16 protein-coding genes are annotated in these 16,701 nt (G+C 68.2%); 10 read left to right on the forward strand and 6 right to left on the reverse strand.

Annotation, left to right across the window (positions count from 1 at the left end; translation table 11 throughout):
* Positions 1 to 230 precede the first annotated feature (230 nt).
* From ABD154_RS16395 to ABD154_RS16430, 8 genes are all read left to right on the forward strand, one after another.
* Positions 231 to 1,460 (forward strand): LLM class flavin-dependent oxidoreductase, encoded by a 1,230-nt coding sequence (locus ABD154_RS16395; protein WP_137826559.1) that lies wholly within the window; start codon positions 231 to 233, stop codon positions 1,458 to 1,460.
* Complete coding sequence (locus ABD154_RS16400; protein ID WP_211978988.1) at positions 1,457 to 2,164, forward strand: CE1759 family FMN reductase; 708 nt, start codon at positions 1,457 to 1,459, stop codon at positions 2,162 to 2,164. The genes ABD154_RS16395 and ABD154_RS16400 overlap by 4 nt, the downstream gene beginning before the upstream one ends.
* Before the next feature lie 2 nt (positions 2,165 to 2,166).
* The gene (locus ABD154_RS16405; protein WP_198499229.1) at positions 2,167 to 2,646 is read left to right on the forward strand and encodes a MarR family winged helix-turn-helix transcriptional regulator; all 480 of its coding nucleotides are present in this window, start codon (positions 2,167 to 2,169) and stop codon (positions 2,644 to 2,646) included.
* Between the two features lie 58 nt (positions 2,647 to 2,704).
* A complete protein-coding gene (locus tag ABD154_RS16410) occupies positions 2,705 to 3,652 on the forward strand; it encodes a 2-hydroxyacid dehydrogenase (protein WP_211978989.1) in 948 nt (315 codons plus the stop codon).
* A gap of 146 nt (positions 3,653 to 3,798) precedes the next feature.
* Positions 3,799 to 5,511: a dihydroxy-acid dehydratase gene (ilvD, locus tag ABD154_RS16415; protein ID WP_137826555.1), complete on the forward strand. Its 1,713-nt coding sequence runs from the start codon at positions 3,799 to 3,801 to the stop codon at positions 5,509 to 5,511.
* Positions 5,511 to 6,452 carry a D-2-hydroxyacid dehydrogenase family protein gene (locus ABD154_RS16420; protein WP_211978990.1) on the forward strand — a complete coding sequence of 314 codons (942 nt, stop codon included), beginning with the start codon at positions 5,511 to 5,513 and terminating at the stop codon, positions 6,450 to 6,452. Before ilvD ends, ABD154_RS16420 begins: the two co-directional genes overlap by 1 nt.
* A gap of 92 nt (positions 6,453 to 6,544) precedes the next feature.
* The gene (locus ABD154_RS16425; RefSeq protein ID WP_344251674.1) at positions 6,545 to 7,480 is read left to right on the forward strand and encodes an SDR family NAD(P)-dependent oxidoreductase; all 936 of its coding nucleotides are present in this window, start codon (positions 6,545 to 6,547) and stop codon (positions 7,478 to 7,480) included.
* Between the two features lie 2 nt (positions 7,481 to 7,482).
* Complete coding sequence (locus ABD154_RS16430) at positions 7,483 to 8,025, forward strand: MerR family transcriptional regulator (protein WP_198499224.1); 543 nt, start codon at positions 7,483 to 7,485, stop codon at positions 8,023 to 8,025.
* 137 nt (positions 8,026 to 8,162) lie between these two features.
* On the opposite strand, the gene ABD154_RS16435 is transcribed toward ABD154_RS16430, so the two are convergent.
* The 4 genes from ABD154_RS16435 to ABD154_RS16450 form a co-directional block, all read right to left on the reverse strand.
* On the reverse strand, positions 8,163 to 8,984 hold the full coding sequence (locus tag ABD154_RS16435; RefSeq protein ID WP_198499223.1) for an aldo/keto reductase: 822 nt from the start codon (positions 8,982 to 8,984) through the stop codon (positions 8,163 to 8,165).
* 226 nt (positions 8,985 to 9,210) lie between these two features.
* The gene (locus tag ABD154_RS16440) at positions 9,211 to 9,729 is read right to left on the reverse strand and encodes an adenine phosphoribosyltransferase (RefSeq protein WP_198499222.1); all 519 of its coding nucleotides are present in this window, start codon (positions 9,727 to 9,729) and stop codon (positions 9,211 to 9,213) included.
* Positions 9,730 to 9,787: 58 nt separating this feature from the next.
* Positions 9,788 to 10,378 (reverse strand): hypothetical protein, encoded by a 591-nt coding sequence (locus tag ABD154_RS16445; protein WP_198499221.1) that lies wholly within the window; start codon positions 10,376 to 10,378, stop codon positions 9,788 to 9,790.
* Positions 10,379 to 10,391: 13 nt separating this feature from the next.
* Positions 10,392 to 10,613: a helix-turn-helix transcriptional regulator gene (locus ABD154_RS16450; RefSeq protein WP_198499220.1), complete on the reverse strand. Its 222-nt coding sequence runs from the start codon at positions 10,611 to 10,613 to the stop codon at positions 10,392 to 10,394.
* Between the two features lie 190 nt (positions 10,614 to 10,803).
* Between ABD154_RS16450 and ABD154_RS16455 the strand changes: the two genes are divergently transcribed.
* Both ABD154_RS16455 and ABD154_RS16460 read left to right on the forward strand, forming a co-directional pair.
* Entirely contained in the window at positions 10,804 to 11,394 is a 591-nt protein-coding gene (locus ABD154_RS16455; protein ID WP_198499219.1) for a protein-L-isoaspartate O-methyltransferase family protein, read from the forward strand.
* Between the two features lie 406 nt (positions 11,395 to 11,800).
* Positions 11,801 to 12,607: a hypothetical protein gene (locus tag ABD154_RS16460; protein WP_198499218.1), complete on the forward strand. Its 807-nt coding sequence runs from the start codon at positions 11,801 to 11,803 to the stop codon at positions 12,605 to 12,607.
* 185 nt (positions 12,608 to 12,792) lie between these two features.
* Here ABD154_RS16460 and ABD154_RS16465 read toward each other — a convergent pair whose 3' ends face one another.
* Both ABD154_RS16465 and ABD154_RS16470 read right to left on the reverse strand, forming a co-directional pair.
* Entirely contained in the window at positions 12,793 to 14,664 is a 1,872-nt protein-coding gene (locus ABD154_RS16465) for an ABC transporter ATP-binding protein (protein ID WP_198499217.1), read from the reverse strand.
* Positions 14,661 to 16,472 (reverse strand): ABC transporter ATP-binding protein, encoded by a 1,812-nt coding sequence (locus tag ABD154_RS16470; protein ID WP_198501002.1) that lies wholly within the window; start codon positions 16,470 to 16,472, stop codon positions 14,661 to 14,663. The genes ABD154_RS16465 and ABD154_RS16470 overlap by 4 nt, the downstream gene beginning before the upstream one ends.
* Positions 16,473 to 16,701 lie beyond the last annotated feature (229 nt).

Below are 16,701 nucleotides of genomic sequence, written 5' to 3' on the forward strand. Positions count from 1 at the left end.
TCGAGCTGGATCCACCTCGGAGACGCATTCCGGGGTTCGCTCGGCGGGCAGAATCTCATCGACCCCGAGCCCGCCGGAATCCTGATTCCTCCCCACTGAGAACGCGCTCGCCAGGCGCGGGAATACATCCGGAACCTTGACTGTTAAGATTTCAACAAGTTGCTTCAAAACTGAAGTTTCAACCACTGTAGGCTGGCCCCAACGGCCGGTCACAGAGACGAGGAGCAGTCATGGAATTCGGTATCTTCACCATCGGCGACGTCACGACTGACCCGACCGACGGCACCACCATCTCCGAGCACCAGCGGATCAAGAACACGGTCGAGCTTGCGAAGAAGGCCGAAGAGGTCGGCCTCGATGTCTTCGCGACGGGACAGCACCACAACCCGCCGTTCGTCGCTCCCGCGAATCCGCCCGTGCTGCTCGCCAACATCGCCGCGCAGACCGAGAAGCTCCAGCTCTCGACCGCGACGACGCTCATCACGACGACGGATCCCGTCCGCATCGCCGAGGACTACTCGTACGCCCAGCATCTCGCGGACGGACGCCTCGACCTCATCATGGGCCGCGGCAACACCGGTCCCGTCTACCCGTGGTTCGGCAAGGACATCCGCGCGGGCATCCCGCTGGCCGTCGAGAACTACAACCTCCTCTACCGCCTGTGGCGGGAGAAGAACCTCGACTGGGAGGGCAAGTTCCGCACTCCGCTCAACGGGTTCACCGTCACCCCGTGGCCGCTCGACGACGTTCCGCCGTTCGTGTGGCACGGCTCGATCCGCAGCCCTGAGATCGCCGAGCAGGCCGCGTACTACGGCGACGGCTTCTTCCACAACAACATCTTCTGGCCGACCTCGCACACCGCGCGGATGGTCCAGCTCTACCGTCAGCGCTACGAGTACTACGGTCACGGTCGTGCCGACCAGGCGATCGTCGGACTCGGCGGGCAGGTGTTCATGCGGAAGAACTCGCAGGACGCGGTCAAGGAGTTCCGTCCCTACTTCGACAACGCCCCGGTCTACGGCCACGGCCCCAGCCTCGAGGACTTCGCGAAGCAGACGCCGCTGACCGTGGGATCCCCGCAGGAGGTCATCGAACGGACCCTGAGCTTCCGCGACTGGGCCGGCGACTACCAGCGTCAGATGTTCCTCATCGACCACGCGGGCCTGCCGCACAAGACCGTGCTCGAACAGCTCGACCTCCTCGGCGAGGAAGTCGTGCCGGTCCTGCGCAAGGAGTTCGCGAAGAACCGTCCCGCCGACGTGCCCGACGCCCCGACCCACGAGTCGCTCGTGCTGCGGCACAAGGAGGGCCGGGACCCGATCCCCGGCGGCGGACCCGGATCGCAGGCGTACAAGGATCGCGAAGCCCGCGCGGCCGAGGCCGAGCAGGCTCGCCAGGAAGCCGCGAAGGCCGACGCCGAGAAGAAGGCCGAAGCGGAGACAGGAGCGCAGACCGAATGAAGATCCTCGCAGTCACGACCTCGCTGAGCGAGGACTCGACGACGCAGAAGCTCAGCGATCGGATCGTCGATGCGGCCGCCTCGGCGGGCCGGGCAGCAGGGCTGACGGTCGAGACCGAGCACATCAACGTCCGCAGCCTGAGCACCGCGCTCACGGACATGGCGCTCACCGGATTCCGCTCCGAGGAGCTTGAGGAGGCTTACCTCAAGGTCGCCGAGGCGGACGCCATCATCACCGTCACCCCGGTCTACAAGGTCGCCCCCGTCGGGCTGCACACGCTCTTCTGGCAGCTCATCGACGAGAAGGCACTGGCGGGCACGCCCGTGCTCATCGCCTCGACGGGCGGGACCTCGCGGCATTCGCTCGCCGGGGAGACGGCGATGCGGCCGATGCTGTCCTACCTCAAGGGCATCGTCGTGCCGACGACGGTCTTCGCCGCCACCGACGACTGGGGCAGCGCCGAGGGCGGACGCGCACTCAACTCGCGGGTCAGGCAGGCCGGGGAGGAGCTCGTGGCACTGACCGCGTCGATCCGGGGCCTGACCGGTGGCGAGGGCGGCGAAGGCGACGAGGTCGACGGGAACGAAGGTCCCGACAGCCTCGCCCCGCATCGGATCACGATCGGACGCGGGGAGAAGCGCGGCGTCGACGACGAGTTCGACCCGAACCGCATCACCCCGTTCGCGCAGCTGCTCGAGGGCTGACGATGAGTGAGACGACAGCCGCCCCGGTCATCCGCTTCGGGCGCGGCCGCGAAGAGCGCGCGCAGTGGGCGTGGCGGACGTACTTCGAGACGTCCCAGCGCATCCGGCAGGAGCTCGACGACCGCCTCAAGGAGCAGGCGGGGCTGACGGTCAGCGACTACAACGCCCTCCTGCTGCTGTGGGAGGCGCCGGATCGGACGCTGACGATGGGGGCGCTGGCCAAGGGTCTCGTGTTCTCCCCGTCGCGGCTCAACTACCGGATCAAGGTCCTCGAGGACGCCGGTCTCGTCGAGAAGACGACGTGTGCCGACGACCGCCGGTCCCACAACGTCCGCCTCACCGAGGTGGGGGCCCGGCGGTTCCTCGACGCCGCCCGGCTGCATCGGCGGGCCATCGACGAGGTGGTCCTCTCGCAGGTCAGCGACGAGGAGCTGGAGATCATCGGCACGGTGTTCTCCCGGATCGCCGCTGGCCTCGACTGAGGACCAGGGGAGCAATCGGGCTTGCCTGCGGCCGTGAGGCCCGTGTCACAATGGCCGTATGACGATCACGACCATCGCGTTCCCCGATTCCGAACTCCGCAACCGCGTCATCGCGCGCATCCCCGCCCACCAGCGGGCCAACGTCGACCTGGTCGTCTACTCCGACAAGGAGAAGTCGGCGAAGCTGAGCAAGGACGATGTCGACGTCGTCGTCCTGCCGTACATGGATTCGGCGGGAACGATCGACCTCCTCGGCGAGCTGCCCAATCTTCGCCTCGTCATCACGCAGACGACCGGGTACGATCCTGTCGCCCACCTGCCCGAACAGGGCATCGAGGTGGCCACGGCGTCGGGCGTCCACACGGGCGGGACGGCGGAGCTCGCGCTCGCGCTGACCCTGGCGAGCCTGCGCGGGATCGACGATGCGGTGCGCAACCAGGTGTCGCGGACGTGGAATCATCAGCGCTACCGTTCGCTACAGGACCGGCGCGTCATGGTCGTCGGCGTCGGTGAGATCGGGCGGGCGATCGCCGACCGGTTCGCCCCGTTCGAGGTCGAGCTCACCCGGGTGGGCACGACCGCCCGCGAAGACGATCACGGGGTCGTCCACGGTGTCGACGAGCTGCCCGATCTGCTCCCGCACACCGACGTCGTCGTCCTCATCACGCCGCTGACGGATTCGACGCACCACCTCGTCGATGCCGAGTTCCTCAAGTCCCTGCCGGACAACGCGCTCATCGTCAACGTCGCCCGGGGCAAGGTCGTCGACACCGACGCCCTCGTCGCGGAGCTGAATACCGGCCGCCTCCATGCCGCCCTCGACGTCATGGATCCCGAGCCGCTGCCGGAGAACCACCCGCTGTGGGGAACCCCGAACACGCTCATCACCCCGCACGTCGGCGGCGACACCTCGGCGTTCGAACCGCGTGTGGTGAAGATCCTCGCCGAACAGGTGCGCCGGATCAACGACGGGGAGAAGCTGCTCAACGTCGTCGAGCTCGACTGAGGCCGCGGGGGAGGGCGGGGCACTGGGCGGCCCCGGGTGCGGCCCTGCACGGGGCCGCACGTGGGACCCACGCGCGGCCCGAAACGTTGGTTCCACCATGCGAGAACCGCGCCGACGTATGCCGGACGGAAGCGTAGAGTGCCCCCATGAGCATTGATACCCCCACTTCAGCACCGGACATCAAACCGCGTTCCCGCGATGTCACGGACGGGCTCGAGAGCACCGCCTCGCGCGGCATGCTCCGCGCCGTCGGCATGGGCGACGAGGACTGGTCGAAGCCGCAGATCGCCGTCGCCTCGTCGTGGAACGAGATCACCCCGTGCAACCTCTCCCTCCAGCGCTTCGCCGGAGCCGCGAAGGAAGGCGTCCACGCCGCGGGCGGCTACCCGCTCGAGTTCGGGACGATCTCCGTCTCCGACGGCATCTCGATGGGACATGAGGGCATGCACTACTCGCTCGTCTCGCGCGAGGTCATCACCGACTCCGTCGAGACCGTGATGAGCGCCGAGCGCCTCGACGGCTCCGTCCTCATGGCCGGCTGCGACAAGTCGATCCCCGGCATGCTCATGGCCGCCGCCCGCCTCGGACTCTCGAGCGTCTTCCTCTACAACGGCTCGATCATGCCGGGCACCGCGAAGCTCTCCGACGGCACGGAGAAGGAGGTCACGCTCATCGACGCGTTCGAGGCCGTCGGCGCATGCCGGGCCGGCACGATCACCCGCGAGGACGTCGACGCCATCGAACGTGCCGTCTGCCCCGGTGAGGGTGCCTGCGGCGGCATGTACACCGCGAACACGATGGCCTCGGCCGCCGAGGCGATGGGGATGTCCCTGCCCGGATCGGCCGCGCCGCCGGCGATCCACCGCAACCGGATGATCTTCGCCCGCCAGTCCGGCGAGGCCGTCGTCGAACTCCTGCGCCGGGGGATCACGACGAAGGACATCATCACGAAGGAGTCGCTGCACAACGCGATCGCCGTCGTCATGGCCTTCGGCGGTTCGACGAACGCCGTTCTCCACCTGCTGGCGATCGCCCACGAGGCGGGCGTCGAGCTCGAACTCGACGACTTCAATCGGATCGGCGACAAGGTGCCGCACCTCGGCAACGTCAAGCCCTTCGGCGAGTACGTGATGAACGACGTGTTCAAGATCGGCGGGGTGCCCGTCATCATGAAGGCCCTCCTCGATGCGGGTCTGCTCAACGGCGACTGCATGACGGTGACCGGCAAGACGGTGGCGGAGAACCTCGCCGCGATCAACCCGCCGGACCCCGACGGGAAGATCCTCCGGGCGCTCAACAACCCGATCCACGCGACCGGCGGCCTCACGGTGCTGCGCGGGTCGCTCGCCCCCGAAGGCGCGGTCGTGAAGTCCGCGGGCTTCGACGCCGACGTCTTCGAGGGCACCGCGCGCGTCTTCGACCAGGAGCAGCCGGCGATGGACGCGGTGCTCGGCGGCGAGCTGAAGAAGGGCGACGTCGTCGTCATCCGCTACGAAGGGCCCAAGGGCGGTCCGGGGATGCGCGAGATGCTCGCGATCACCGGAGCCATCAAGGGAGCGGGCATCGGCAAGGACGTCCTCCTCATCACCGACGGTCGCTTCTCCGGCGGCTCGACCGGGCTGTGCATCGGTCACGTCGCCCCCGAGGCCGTCGACGGCGGGCCGATCGCCCTCGTCGAGGACGGGGACCGGATCACCGTCGACATCGCGGCGCGCTCGATCGAGCTCCACGTCGACGAGGAGGTGCTCGCCGAACGGCGCAAGGCGTGGACGATCCCGGAGAACCACCGGCTCACCGGGGTGCTCGGCAAGTACGCGAAGCTCGTCCAGTCGGCGTCGACCGGAGCCGTCTGCGGCTGATGCGCATCGTCGTCCTCGACGACTACCAGGACGTCGCCCGGTCCTTCGCGGACTGGGCGACGCTGCCGGCCGACTTCACCGTCGTCACGCGTCCGGTCACCGGCACCGCTGACCTGACAGCGCTGCTCTCCGGCGCCGAGGTGGTCGTCGCGATGCGTGAGCGCACCGTCTTCGATGCGCAGCGTCTGGCGGCGCTTCCCGACCTGCGGCTGCTCGTGACCACGGGGGCGGCGAACGCGTCGATCGACCTCGACGCCGCCCGTGCGCACGGGATCACGGTCTGCGGCACCGACGCGCCGCGGACGGCGACACCGGAGCTGACGTGGGGGCTCATCCTCGCCGTGGCCCGCAGCATCCCCGCCGAGGATGCGCGGATGAGGGCCGGAGGATGGCAGGAGACGATCGGAGCAGACCTGGCCGGGTCCCGCCTCGGCGTCATCGGTCTGGGTCGCCTGGGATCGCGCGTGGCCCGCATCGGGCAGGCCTTCGGGATGGACGTCGTCGCGTGGAGTGCGAATCTCACGCCCGAACGCGCCGCCGAGGTGGGGGTGCGCGCCGTGGGCAAGGAAGAGCTGCTGGAGACCTCCGACGTCGTGACGATCCACTACAAGCTCAGCGACCGCAGTCGCGGGCTCATCGGGGCGAACGAGCTCGCGCTGATGAGGCAGAGCGCGATCCTCGTCAACACCTCGCGGGCCGGGCTCATCGACACCGCGGCGCTGACCGACGCGCTCGACTCCGGAGCGATCCGCGGGGCGGGCCTCGACGTCTACGACACCGAGCCGCTGCCCGCCGACCATCCGCTGCGCACGAGCCCGCGGACCGTGCTCACCCCGCACCTCGGCTATGTCACCGAGGGCACGTATCGGATCTTCTACCCGCAGGCGGTCGAGGACATCGCGGCGTGGATCGCCGGTGAGCCGATCCGTGTGCTGACGTAAGGGACGCGGAGAGGCGCGAGCCACCAGGGCAGCGAACTTCTTCGGCGCTCGGCCTTGCGTTCGAGTGCGCTCGAACTTGTAGCGTCGCTGTCATGAACTCACACATCGAGACCAACACAGCAGCGACGACAACGACGACAGAGGTACGCGAGCCGTCCGAGCACCGGCGGCGCTGGGCGATCACCGGTGCCTCGCAGGGGTTCGGGCGGGCACTGACCGAGGAGGTGCTGGCGCGCGGGCACGATGCCGTCGTCGTGGTCCGCGACCCGGAGTCCCTGCAGAAGCTCAAGGCGGACGTCGGGGAGCGCCTCACCGTCCTCACCGCGGATCTCCGTGATGAGACCGCCGTCGCCGAAGTGGGGGAGGCACTGACCGACCTCGACGTCGATGTCCTCATCAACAATGCGGGGCGGGCGATCGTCGGGGCTGTCGAGGAGATCGGCCTCAGCGCGCTCAGGGAGCAGCTCGAGCTCAACTTCTTCGCGGCCGCCGCTCTCACCCGCGCCATCCTGCCGCTCATGCGGGCGCGGGGCCGTGGTGCGATCGTCCAGATGAGCAGTCAGGGAGGGCGAGTGTCGTTTCCCGCGGCGGGGGCCTACTCGGCGAGCAAGTTCGCGCTCGAAGGCTGGTCGGAGGCACTGGCCGCCGAGGTGGGTCCGCTGGGCATCGGCGTGATGTTCGTGGAGCCCTCACGGTTCCGGACCGGGTTCAATACCGCGCATTCGCTGGGGGTGACCGCGGGAACGGACGTCTATGCGGCGATCGTCGGACCAGCCCGCACGGATCTCGCCGAGGTCGACGGCCGGCAGGAGGGAGACCCAGTCCGTGCGGCGGCGATCATCGTCGATCTGGTCGAGGCGAGCCTTGAAGGCAGTGGTGAGCTGCCCTTGCGTCTGCCTCTCGGCGCCGAGGCGGTGCGACGTCTGCGGGCGGCGTACAGTGGAGGTGCGGCCGAGGTCGAGCGCCTGGCCGCCGTGGCGGAGAGCGCTGACTTTCCCGGCATGCGACCTTCACAGCGGGCGGTGTGAGCATGGCGACCGACGATCTCATGAGCCGGATCCTCGCGGACCTGGGCGACTTCGCCGAGGTCGACGGGACGCTGCCGGTCGAGATCATCCACCGGATGGTCAACAGCGGTGACGAGGCCGCTTCGCTGTCGATCGCGGAGATCTCCGAGCTGCTCGGCCTCTCACCCCACACCCTGCGGTACTACGAGAGCAAGGGGCTCGTCGCGGTGGACCGGGACACAGCCGGGCATCGTGTCTACGGCGCCGAGGCTCAGCGGCGGTTGGTGTTCCTCACCCGGATGCGGCTGTCCGGGATGCCCATGCGCGACCTCGCCCACTACGTCGAACTCGTCGAGGCGGGGGAGACGACCGTGCCGGAGAGGCTCGACCTGCTCATCGAGCACCGCGACACGATCCGTCGCCGTATCCGCGAGCTCACCCTGTCGCTGGCCGCCACCGAATACAAGATCGCCGCTTACGGCGGTCGCACCGGTGACGTGCTCGGCGGGGACCCTGCCGACGGTGACGGCGGCGACGGCGAACGACCTGCCCCTGATCCGAGCTGACCCCACCAACGCAGAACGCGGGCGAAACAATTTCGCCCGCGTTCTCATGGTGTTGTGGCACCGGACTCAGCCGGTGCGGACCTCAGCGGACCACGTCAGTCCGCACAACCTCGGCGAGGTCAGCTCGCTTCCGTACGTCAGTTCACGTCGGCGGGATCGGCCGAGACGCGACCGCCGTTCTCGAGCGCGTCGATAGAGGCCATCTCGGCGTCGGTGAGGGTGAAGTCGAAGACGTCGAAGTTCTGCGCCATGCGCTCGCGGTTGTTCGACTTGGGGAAGAGGATGTGGCCGCGCTGCAGGTGCCAGCGGATGATGACCTGGGCCCACGACTTGCCGTGTGCCTCGGCGATCTCGCCGATCACGGTCGACGCGTAGTCGACATTGCCCTGACCCAGCGGTCCCCAGGCTTCGATCTTGATGTCGTTCTCGGCCAGGAGGGGGCGGGTGTCGATCTGCTGGAACTGCGGGTGCAGCTCGATCTGGTCGACGGCCGGGATGATGCCGGTGTCGAGGATCTCCGGCAGGTAGCGGTAGTCGAAGTTCGACACGCCGATCGAGCGGGTGAGGCCCTCGTCGCGGTAGCCGGGGAACGCTTCCCAGGTCTCGACGGCGTTCTTCTGCGCCGGGGTCGGCCAGTGGATGAGGTAGAGGTTGACGTAGTCGAGTCCGAGCTTCGTCAGACTCTCCTCGAGCGCGCGGCGCGATTCGGCGGCGCCGTGGCGGTCGTTCCACAGCTTGGTGGTGATGAAGAGCTCGTCGCGGGGGATGCCCGAAGCGGCGAGGGCGCGTCCGACGCCCTCTTCGTTGCCGTAGACAGCGGCGGTGTCGATGTGACGGTAGCCGACTTCGAGGGCATCGGTGACGATGCGCTCGGTCTCCTTGGGGTCGACCTTGAAGACGCCGAAGCCGAGCTGCGGGATGGTCAAGCCGTCATTGAGGGTGAGATCTGGTACCGACATGGTGTCGCCTTTCGTCACGGATGATGGTCTGGTCGGCGCCCGGTGGGACGCCTCGACCCGAAGTCGCGCGCCGGTATCCGGCACACAACAGAGCGTACAACGACACTCACCGCCCGAATCATTCCCGAAGTCTGGATGATTTCTCCGATTGCGCTGAGCGTGAATTCTCCGGCGCCGAGGCGGTGGTGCAGGCAGGGTGCATTGCCGCGTCAGCGCGGCCGGCGGTTCAGTCCGCGAACACGGTGTGGACGTCGCCGGTATGGGCACGACCGCCGAGGTCGGTGAGCTCGAGGACGACGGCTGAGCCGACCACCTCGGCGCCGAGTTCGGTGACGAGAGCCTGCGCCGCGCTGAGCGTCCCGCCGGTGGCGAGGATGTCGTCGACAAGAAGGACGCGATCGCCTGGGCGCAGGACGTCGGGGGCTTCGATCGTCGCGGTGCCGTACTCGAGGGTGTAGGACACGGCCGCGGCGGGTTTGGGCAGTTTGCCGGCCTTGCGGATGGGGAGGATGCCCGCACCGGTCTTCGCCGAGATCGCCCCGGCGAAGAGGAATCCGCGCGCCTCGAGTCCGCCGACGAAGTCGAAGTGCCCGACGAACGGCGCGATGAGCGCATCGGTGACGGCGTTGAACGCGGTGCCGTCGGCGAGCAGCGGGGAGATGTCGCGGAAGTTCACCCCGGGCTCCGGGTAGTCGGGGATCGAGGTGATGAGGGTCCGCGCGCGGTCGAGCTCTGCATTCGTCACGGGTCAACTGTACTCGCGGCCGCTCGCTTCCCGACGCGGCGCCGTCGCGCCTCGACTCCTATTTCAGAGCCGCACGCGACCTCTTGCGGCGTAGGCTCCAGCCGATGATCAGCCCGACCGCAGCGCCGACGATCGGAGGTGCCGACGATTCCAACTCGGTCGGAGCCCCGACGCTCCACGACCATGGCAGAAGCGGGTGGCCCACTGTCGACTGAAAGGCGATGAGTCCGAGCATCACAGCGAACACACCCAACATCATCAGAGTGGATCTCGTGGTCCACTCTCTTCGGGCAAGGCCGGATTGGCGATAGAGGTTCACCCCTCGCCGCCGGGCATGGAAGCGAGCGACCCAGAACGGAAGGTCCGCCGAAGCGAGAACGACTACGGTCGCCCACCAGAGGCCGGAGGCCAGGAAGAGGAGCGCAATTGCGACTGACGTCCAGCGGAAGACGGTGAAGCCGATGGCCAGGGATCGGAAGATGACGTCGCGCTCACGCTCGTCGGCTTCCGGCATATCGGAGATTCCAGAGACCCGTTCCAGCCCGGAGTCGAGGTGGGCCGCCAGCGCAGACGTCCTGCGGCTCCCCGGATCGCGGTCGAAACCGTGAGCGGAGCGCTCATTGTCGTGTTCGTCGGGAGTCGAACTCATCAGTCTCTCTCCTTCACTGTGGGGTGGTGTTCTTCCTCGTTGACTCGACCTCGAAGAGATCTTCGACGCTCGTTTCGAGCACCGCGGCGATGCGGAGTGCGAGATGGACGCTCGGGGAGTAGTCGCCGCCCTCGATGGCGATGATGGTCTGTCTAGAGACCCCGACCGCTTCGGCGAGGTGGGCTTGAGTGAACCCGAATGCACGGCGGCGCGCCCTCACCCGAGTGGGATTCATCCGCACCTCCGTGCAGCGGCTTCGTCATGCCCGAAGGCGGTGAACAGATCCTTCGAAGTCAATGATCGTTGACATTTTTCACTCTGCCATGCCGTGTCATGCCTGGCAAGAGTCGTTGTGCTCTACGGGGTCGTTGCCGGAATTCATTCCTGCCATCGTGCGCGCCGAAATGTGGGCGTATCCTCGTGCCATGAGCGCTCGCTCAGAACCGGTCACGCTCGCCGAGGCGTTCGCGCAGGTGCCGCGGCACCGTTTCCTGCCCGCTGGCCAGCAGGGCTGGTCGGACAGCAATGTGCCGCTCGAGATCGGGTGCGGGCAGACGAACTCGCAGCCGAGCACCGTCGCCGACATGCTCGCGCTACTCGGCGTCGAACCGGGGGAGACCGTCCTCGATCTGGGGTCCGGCTCGGGATGGACGACCGCCCTCCTCGGCGCGCTCGTCGGGCCCGGCGGCCGCGTCATCGGCGTCGAGCGTCACCGGGAGCTCCTCGATCGTTCTATCTCCGCCGTCGCCGGGCTCGGCATCGACTGCCTCGAATTCGCCGAGGCGACGCCCGGGGTGCTCGGCCGACCCGAGCGCGCGCCGTTCGATCGCATCCTCGTGTCCGCCGGTGCTGATGAACTGCCCGACAGCCTCGTCGCGCAGCTGTCTGTCGGGGGAGTCATGGTCATCCCGGTCGCCGAGGTGATGCTCCGCGTCGAACGCACGGGCGCGGCCGCCGGCGCAGTGACGATCACCCGGCACGGCCGCTACCGGTTCGTCCCTCTCATCACGGAGTGAGGCGGCGGACACCGACGCGGTGAACCGACAAATACGCGGTTAGCGCAGGGCGTATTTGTCGGTTCGGGGCGTCGCAGCGGAATGTGTCGCGCGCTGGCTGCTCAGGCCTGTCCGCGCTACTCACGTCGAAGCACAGTGTGAGTGCACTGTGACGCATTTGCTCAGCTATATTGACGTTTGGTATCGATAGGCGCAGAATGATGTCATGTATCAGGTGTTCACGACCGCCGACCTGAGACGTCTCGGCTGCTCCGACCGCGACGTGAGCGTGGCAGCCGACTGCTGCCTGGAGCGAGTCGCTCGGGGGCGGTTCGCGGTCAAGCGCCTGTGTGACAATCCCAGGCACGCCAGGATCGCGGACGCGGTCACGCTCGGCGAGGCCGAGTTGTTCGAGGAAGTGGGAGACGTGCGCGACGTGCTCGCTCGGGCCAAGGTCCTCATCCGCACCCGTGCCGATGTCGTCAACGGTCGGTCGGGGGAGTCGGGTCGCCACGACGTGGAGGTCTTCTCCCATCTGTCGGCCGCTCTGCTGTGGGACTTCACCATCGTGAAGATGGACAAGCCGTTCGTCGAAGTCATCCGAACCTCCACGAACAAGCGGCACGCCCACCTGTTCATACGACGGCGCGACGTTCCTCCAGGACAGATCGACCGCCTTGGCGATGTCGCCCTGACGACACGGGAGCGCACGCTCATCGATGTCGCCCGCGACTGCGACCTCGACATCAGCGTGCCCATGCTCGACGACGCACTGCGTCGGCACGTGGTGACGCCGGACGGACTGCGCGACGCCGCCGCGAAGTGCCGCGAGACTCGCGGCCGATTCCGCGTCGCGGCGGCTCTCGACCTCGCCGATCCGCGTCGCGAGTCACCCGGAGAGTCGATCAGCGCGGTGAGGCTCCACGAGGTCGGCCTCACCGGGTTCGAGCCGCAGGTGGAGATCGCCGACGCCCACGGTCGCTTCGTCGCTCGGGTCGACTTCCTCCACGCCGCATCGAAGACGATCCTCGAGTTCGACGGCCGGATCAAATACACGATCGACGACACGGACCCCCGTCACGCGTTCGACAGGGAGCGCGAACGCGAGCGGCAGCTGAGGGCTCTCGGCTACACCGTCGTCCGCATCTTCTGGAAGGACCTGTGGCGCCGGCGCCCGTTCACCGATCTGGCACGGCTCGTCAGCGCCCGTACACCGGCGGCACCGACGCGGTGAACCGACAAATACGCGGTCACACTCCGCACGCGGCAGTATCGACGCGGTGAACCGACAAATACGCCGTTAGCGCAGGGCGTATTTGTCGGTTGAGGGCGTCGAAGACGGGCGGACGTCGGCTCGGGGCGTATTTGTCGGTTCGGGGCGTCGATCGCCAGCGGACGCCGCGAACGCCGCCGGGCCCCTCACACGAGGGTGTCGCGCCAGGCGCGGTGGAGCTGGGCGAAGCGACCGGTGCCGGCGATGAGCTCCTCGGGCGTGCCGTCCTCGACGATGCGCCCGGCGTCCATGACGAGCACGCGGTCGGCGATCTCGACGGTCGAGAGCCGGTGGGCGATGATGATCGCCGTCCTGCCCTCGAGCACCGTCGCGAGCGCCTTCTGCACGAGCCTCTCCGACGGGATGTCGAGGTGAGCGGTCGCCTCATCGAGGACGACGACATCGGGATCGGCGAGGAACACCCGGGCGAACGACACGAGCTGCCGCTGGCCCGAGCTCAGCCGGCCGCCGCGCTTCTTCACGTCGGTGTCGTAGCCGTCGGGCAGGCGGCGGATGTAGGGGTCGAGCCCGACCGCCCGGGCGGCGGCGACCACCTCGGCGTCGGTGGCCTCCGGATTGCCGATCCGGATGTTGTCGGCGATCGTGCCGGCGAAGAGGAACGACTCCTGCGTGACCATGACGACGCTCGAGCGCAGCTGTGCGTCATCGAGGTCGCGCAGGTCGACCCCGTCGAGACTGACCGTGCCCTCCGAAGGATCGTAGAACCGGGTGACGAGCTTGACGAGCGTCGACTTGCCGGCACCCGTGGCGCCGACGAGCGCAACGATCTGCCCCGCCGGGATCGTCAGGTCGAAGCGGGGGAGGACATCGGGTCCGTCGGCGTAGGCGAAGCGGACGTCCGTGAGGTCGATCGACCGTCCCGTCGCCGAGGTGGATGACCCATTCGACTCAGCCGCCCCGGCCGCCCCCGCCGACTCAGCCGCCCCGGTCTCCGTGTGCGCGGGCAGGGGTGTGGGCTGGGCCGGTGCCGGGACGCCGGGATCCGTGTCGAGGACGGCGGCGATCTTCTCGAGCGCCGCCGACGCCGACTGGTAGAGGTTGAACGACTGCACGAGCTCGTCGAGCGGACCGTAGAACCGGCGCAGGTAGAGGATGAACGCGGCGAGCACGCCGATCTGCGTCCATCCCTCGATGACGAGCCACGCGCCGACGACGATGATGACCGTCTGCGTGACGTTGCCGACGAGCCGCGTCCACCCGGCGAACCACGCGACGCCCCGCAGCGCATCGGTGTTGGCGTCCCGGTACGCCGTGTCCTGCTCGCGCAGAGTGCCGCGACGGTCGGGCTGGCGCCGGTAGGCCTGGACGGCGCGGATGCCGCCCATCGTCTCGACGAAGTGGACGATGACCTTCGCGATCGACGTCCGGGTGCGCCGGTACGCCCCGCGCTGGGTCCGGTGCGCGGCCTTCGTGATGAAGAACAGCGGGATGAACCCGGCGAAGACGACGATCGCCAGCGGCACATCGAGGACGATGAGCGTGATCGCGATGAACACCATCTGGAGCAGCGCGAGCGCAGTCTCGAACAGCGAGTACGAGAGGAACTGCTGGACCGACTCCATGTCCGAGGTCTGCCGGGACACGAGGCGGCCCGACGTCGACTTCTCGTGATACCCCAGGTCAAGGCGCTGAACATGGGTGAACACGCGCTGGCGCAGGGTGAAGATGATCTTCTGCGCGGTGATGCCGACAAGGCGGGTCGCCGTGAACGCGAGCACCGCCGAGGCGACGGCGGAGGCGACGAAGAGCGTGATCGCCCGCGTCAGCGCCGCCGGGTCGCCGGCGACGGCCTGCGGGATGCCGGTGTCGAGGGCGTCGGCGATGAAGAGCGGCCCGATGACGAGGGTGGCCGAGGTGAGGACGACGATGACGAGGAGAAGCACGGCCATCGGCAGGTGCGGGCGCACGAGCGAGAACAGCAGCGCCCGCGCTTTGGCCGCGATGTCCGGCGGCAGCTCCTCGACCCCGTCGTCCTCTGCCAGGCGCGGCGCACTCATGCCAGGCCCCCTTCCGTCGGCCGGTTCCCCGCCGAGGCGGTCGCTCCCTCACCGCGCGCCGAGGCGGTCGCCTGCATGCCCGCTCCCATGAGTTCGCGATAGAGCGGGGAGGTCTCGAGGAGCTCCTCATGCGTGCCCCGCGCGACGATGCGGCCCTCGTCGAGGACGGCGACGACATCGGCGAGTGCGGCCGTCGACGGCCGGTGGGCGATGATGAGCGTCGTCGAATCGGGCAGGATCTCCCGCAGCTTCAGCTGCACGCGGTCCTCGGTGTCGACGTCGACGGCCGAGAGCGGGTCGTCGAGGACGAGGATGCGCGGCCTGCCGATGACCGCCCGGGCCAGGGCCAGGCGCTGCCGCTGTCCCCCGGAGAGGGAGAGTCCCTGCTCGCCGACCTGCGTGTCGAGGCCCTCGGGCAGACGGGAGACGAAGTCGTCCGCCGCGGTGATCTCCAGCGCCTGCCACACGGCATCGTCGTCGGAGCCCGGGGCGCCCATGACGACGTTGTCGCGGACGCTCGCGGAGAAGAGGATCGGGTCCTCGAAGGAGACGGAGACGAGATGGCGCAGCTCGTTGACCGGCAGGTCGCGGATGTCGACGCCGTCGATGCGCACGGCCCCGCCGGTGACGTCCTGGAGCCGGGGCACGAGCGAGGCGAGCGTCGTCTTGCCCGAGCCCGTCGTGCCGACGAGGGCGAGCGTCTGCCCGGGCTCGATCGTGAGGTCGAGGCCCGAGAGCGTGAGACGGTCCGTGTCGGAGAAGTGGAAGTCGACGTCGTCGAAGACGAGCTCCCCGCGGTGGCGGCCGACAGCGGGGTCGTCGTCGATGCCGCCTGCGGCATCGGTGATGTCGTGGCGGATGTCGATGACCTCCCAGTAGCGGCCGGCCGCGGTGATCGACATGATGGCATCGGCGAGGAGGAACCCGAGCATCTCGATCGGCATCCGCAGGACCATGGAGATCGTCACCCCGGCGACGACGGTGCCGATCGTCGTCCAGCCTTGGACGACGCCGAAGGTCCCGATGCCGACGATCGCGGCCTGGGCGAGGGTGGGCAGGAGGATGAGGACGCTCCAGAACCACGAGTCGAGCTTCGCCTTGCGCACCTCGAGGCCCTGGAACTTCCGCGCCAGGACGGAGAAGCGCTCGGCGGCCCACGGGGAGCGGCCGAAGGACTTGAGGATCCGGATGCCCTGGATCGACTCCTCGACATCGGTCGTGATCTCGCCGACGGCGTCCTGGGACTGCCGCGAAGTCTCCCGATACCGCCGTTCGAACATCGCCACGGCGATGATCGTCGGCACCGCCATGACGAGCATGATGAGGCCGAAGACCGGTTGGAGGACGGTGAGCATGATCGTGCCGACGATGATGACGATCGGAGTTGCCAGGAGGAACGGCAGTCCGAAGGCGAAGAACCGCCGCAGCTGCGAGAGGTCGTTCGTCGCGCGCGAGAGCAGCTGTCCCGACTCCCACGAGTCGTGGATCGCCACCGAGGTGTACTGGAGCCGGTCGAAGAGGCGCGCACGCCAGCGGATCTCCCACGCCGAGACCACCGGTGCGACGATCATCCGCCGCGCCCACAGGGCGACCGCCTCGGCGATGCCGATGCCGAGGACCCCGAGCACGGGCAGCCACAGGCCTGAGAGATCACCCGAGGTGATGGGGCCGTCGATGATGTACCCGGTGATGACCGGGACGATGAGCTGGATGCCGTTCGCGAGCAGGGTGAGGACGAGAACGACGATGTAGATGCCGATCCGCGCGCGCAGATCGGGCCAGAAGCGTAGAAGGGGGCGCACGAACATCAAGCCTAGTCCGCGGTTACTCCCGCGTCCATGGTGCTCTGAAGTGGAGTTTCGCCGATCGGCGGGGAGAACGGTCCTTGCCTCGCCGAGGCGGTCGATCTCATCCATCAAGCATCGTTGATCCCGAATTGCGAGACGATCGTTTCTGCCGTTTGACACTCCCGGTGGGGCGGTGAACCATTGAGGCATGACTCACCTTCTCGTCGTCGTCATTAGCCAGCGCGCGGAT

Source organism: Brevibacterium sanguinis, from assembly GCF_039528855.1.
Lineage (GTDB): Bacteria > Actinomycetota > Actinomycetes > Actinomycetales > Brevibacteriaceae > Brevibacterium > Brevibacterium sanguinis.

Bases quoted from the DNA above. Each gene is read 5' to 3' on its own strand.
- ABD154_RS16395 (WP_137826559.1), top strand. From the start codon at position 231: ATGGAATTCGGTATCTTCACCATCGGCGACGTCACGACTGACCCGACC.
- ABD154_RS16400 (WP_211978988.1), top strand. From the start codon at position 1,457: ATGAAGATCCTCGCAGTCACGACCTCGCTGAGCGAGGACTCGACGACG.
- ABD154_RS16405 (WP_198499229.1), top strand. From the start codon at position 2,167: ATGAGTGAGACGACAGCCGCCCCGGTCATCCGCTTCGGGCGCGGCCGC.
- ABD154_RS16410 (WP_211978989.1), top strand. From the start codon at position 2,705: ATGACGATCACGACCATCGCGTTCCCCGATTCCGAACTCCGCAACCGC.
- ilvD (WP_137826555.1), top strand. From the start codon at position 3,799: ATGAGCATTGATACCCCCACTTCAGCACCGGACATCAAACCGCGTTCC.
- ABD154_RS16420 (WP_211978990.1), top strand. From the start codon at position 5,511: ATGCGCATCGTCGTCCTCGACGACTACCAGGACGTCGCCCGGTCCTTC.
- ABD154_RS16425 (WP_344251674.1), top strand. From the start codon at position 6,545: ATGAACTCACACATCGAGACCAACACAGCAGCGACGACAACGACGACA.
- ABD154_RS16430 (WP_198499224.1), top strand. From the start codon at position 7,483: ATGGCGACCGACGATCTCATGAGCCGGATCCTCGCGGACCTGGGCGAC.
- ABD154_RS16435 (WP_198499223.1), bottom strand. From the start codon at position 8,984: ATGTCGGTACCAGATCTCACCCTCAATGACGGCTTGACCATCCCGCAG.
- ABD154_RS16445 (WP_198499221.1), bottom strand. From the start codon at position 10,378: ATGAGTTCGACTCCCGACGAACACGACAATGAGCGCTCCGCTCACGGT.
- ABD154_RS16450 (WP_198499220.1), bottom strand. From the start codon at position 10,613: ATGAATCCCACTCGGGTGAGGGCGCGCCGCCGTGCATTCGGGTTCACT.
- ABD154_RS16455 (WP_198499219.1), top strand. From the start codon at position 10,804: ATGAGCGCTCGCTCAGAACCGGTCACGCTCGCCGAGGCGTTCGCGCAG.
- ABD154_RS16465 (WP_198499217.1), bottom strand. From the start codon at position 14,664: ATGAGTGCGCCGCGCCTGGCAGAGGACGACGGGGTCGAGGAGCTGCCG.
- ABD154_RS16470 (WP_198501002.1), bottom strand. From the start codon at position 16,472: ATGTTCGTGCGCCCCCTTCTACGCTTCTGGCCCGATCTGCGCGCGCGG.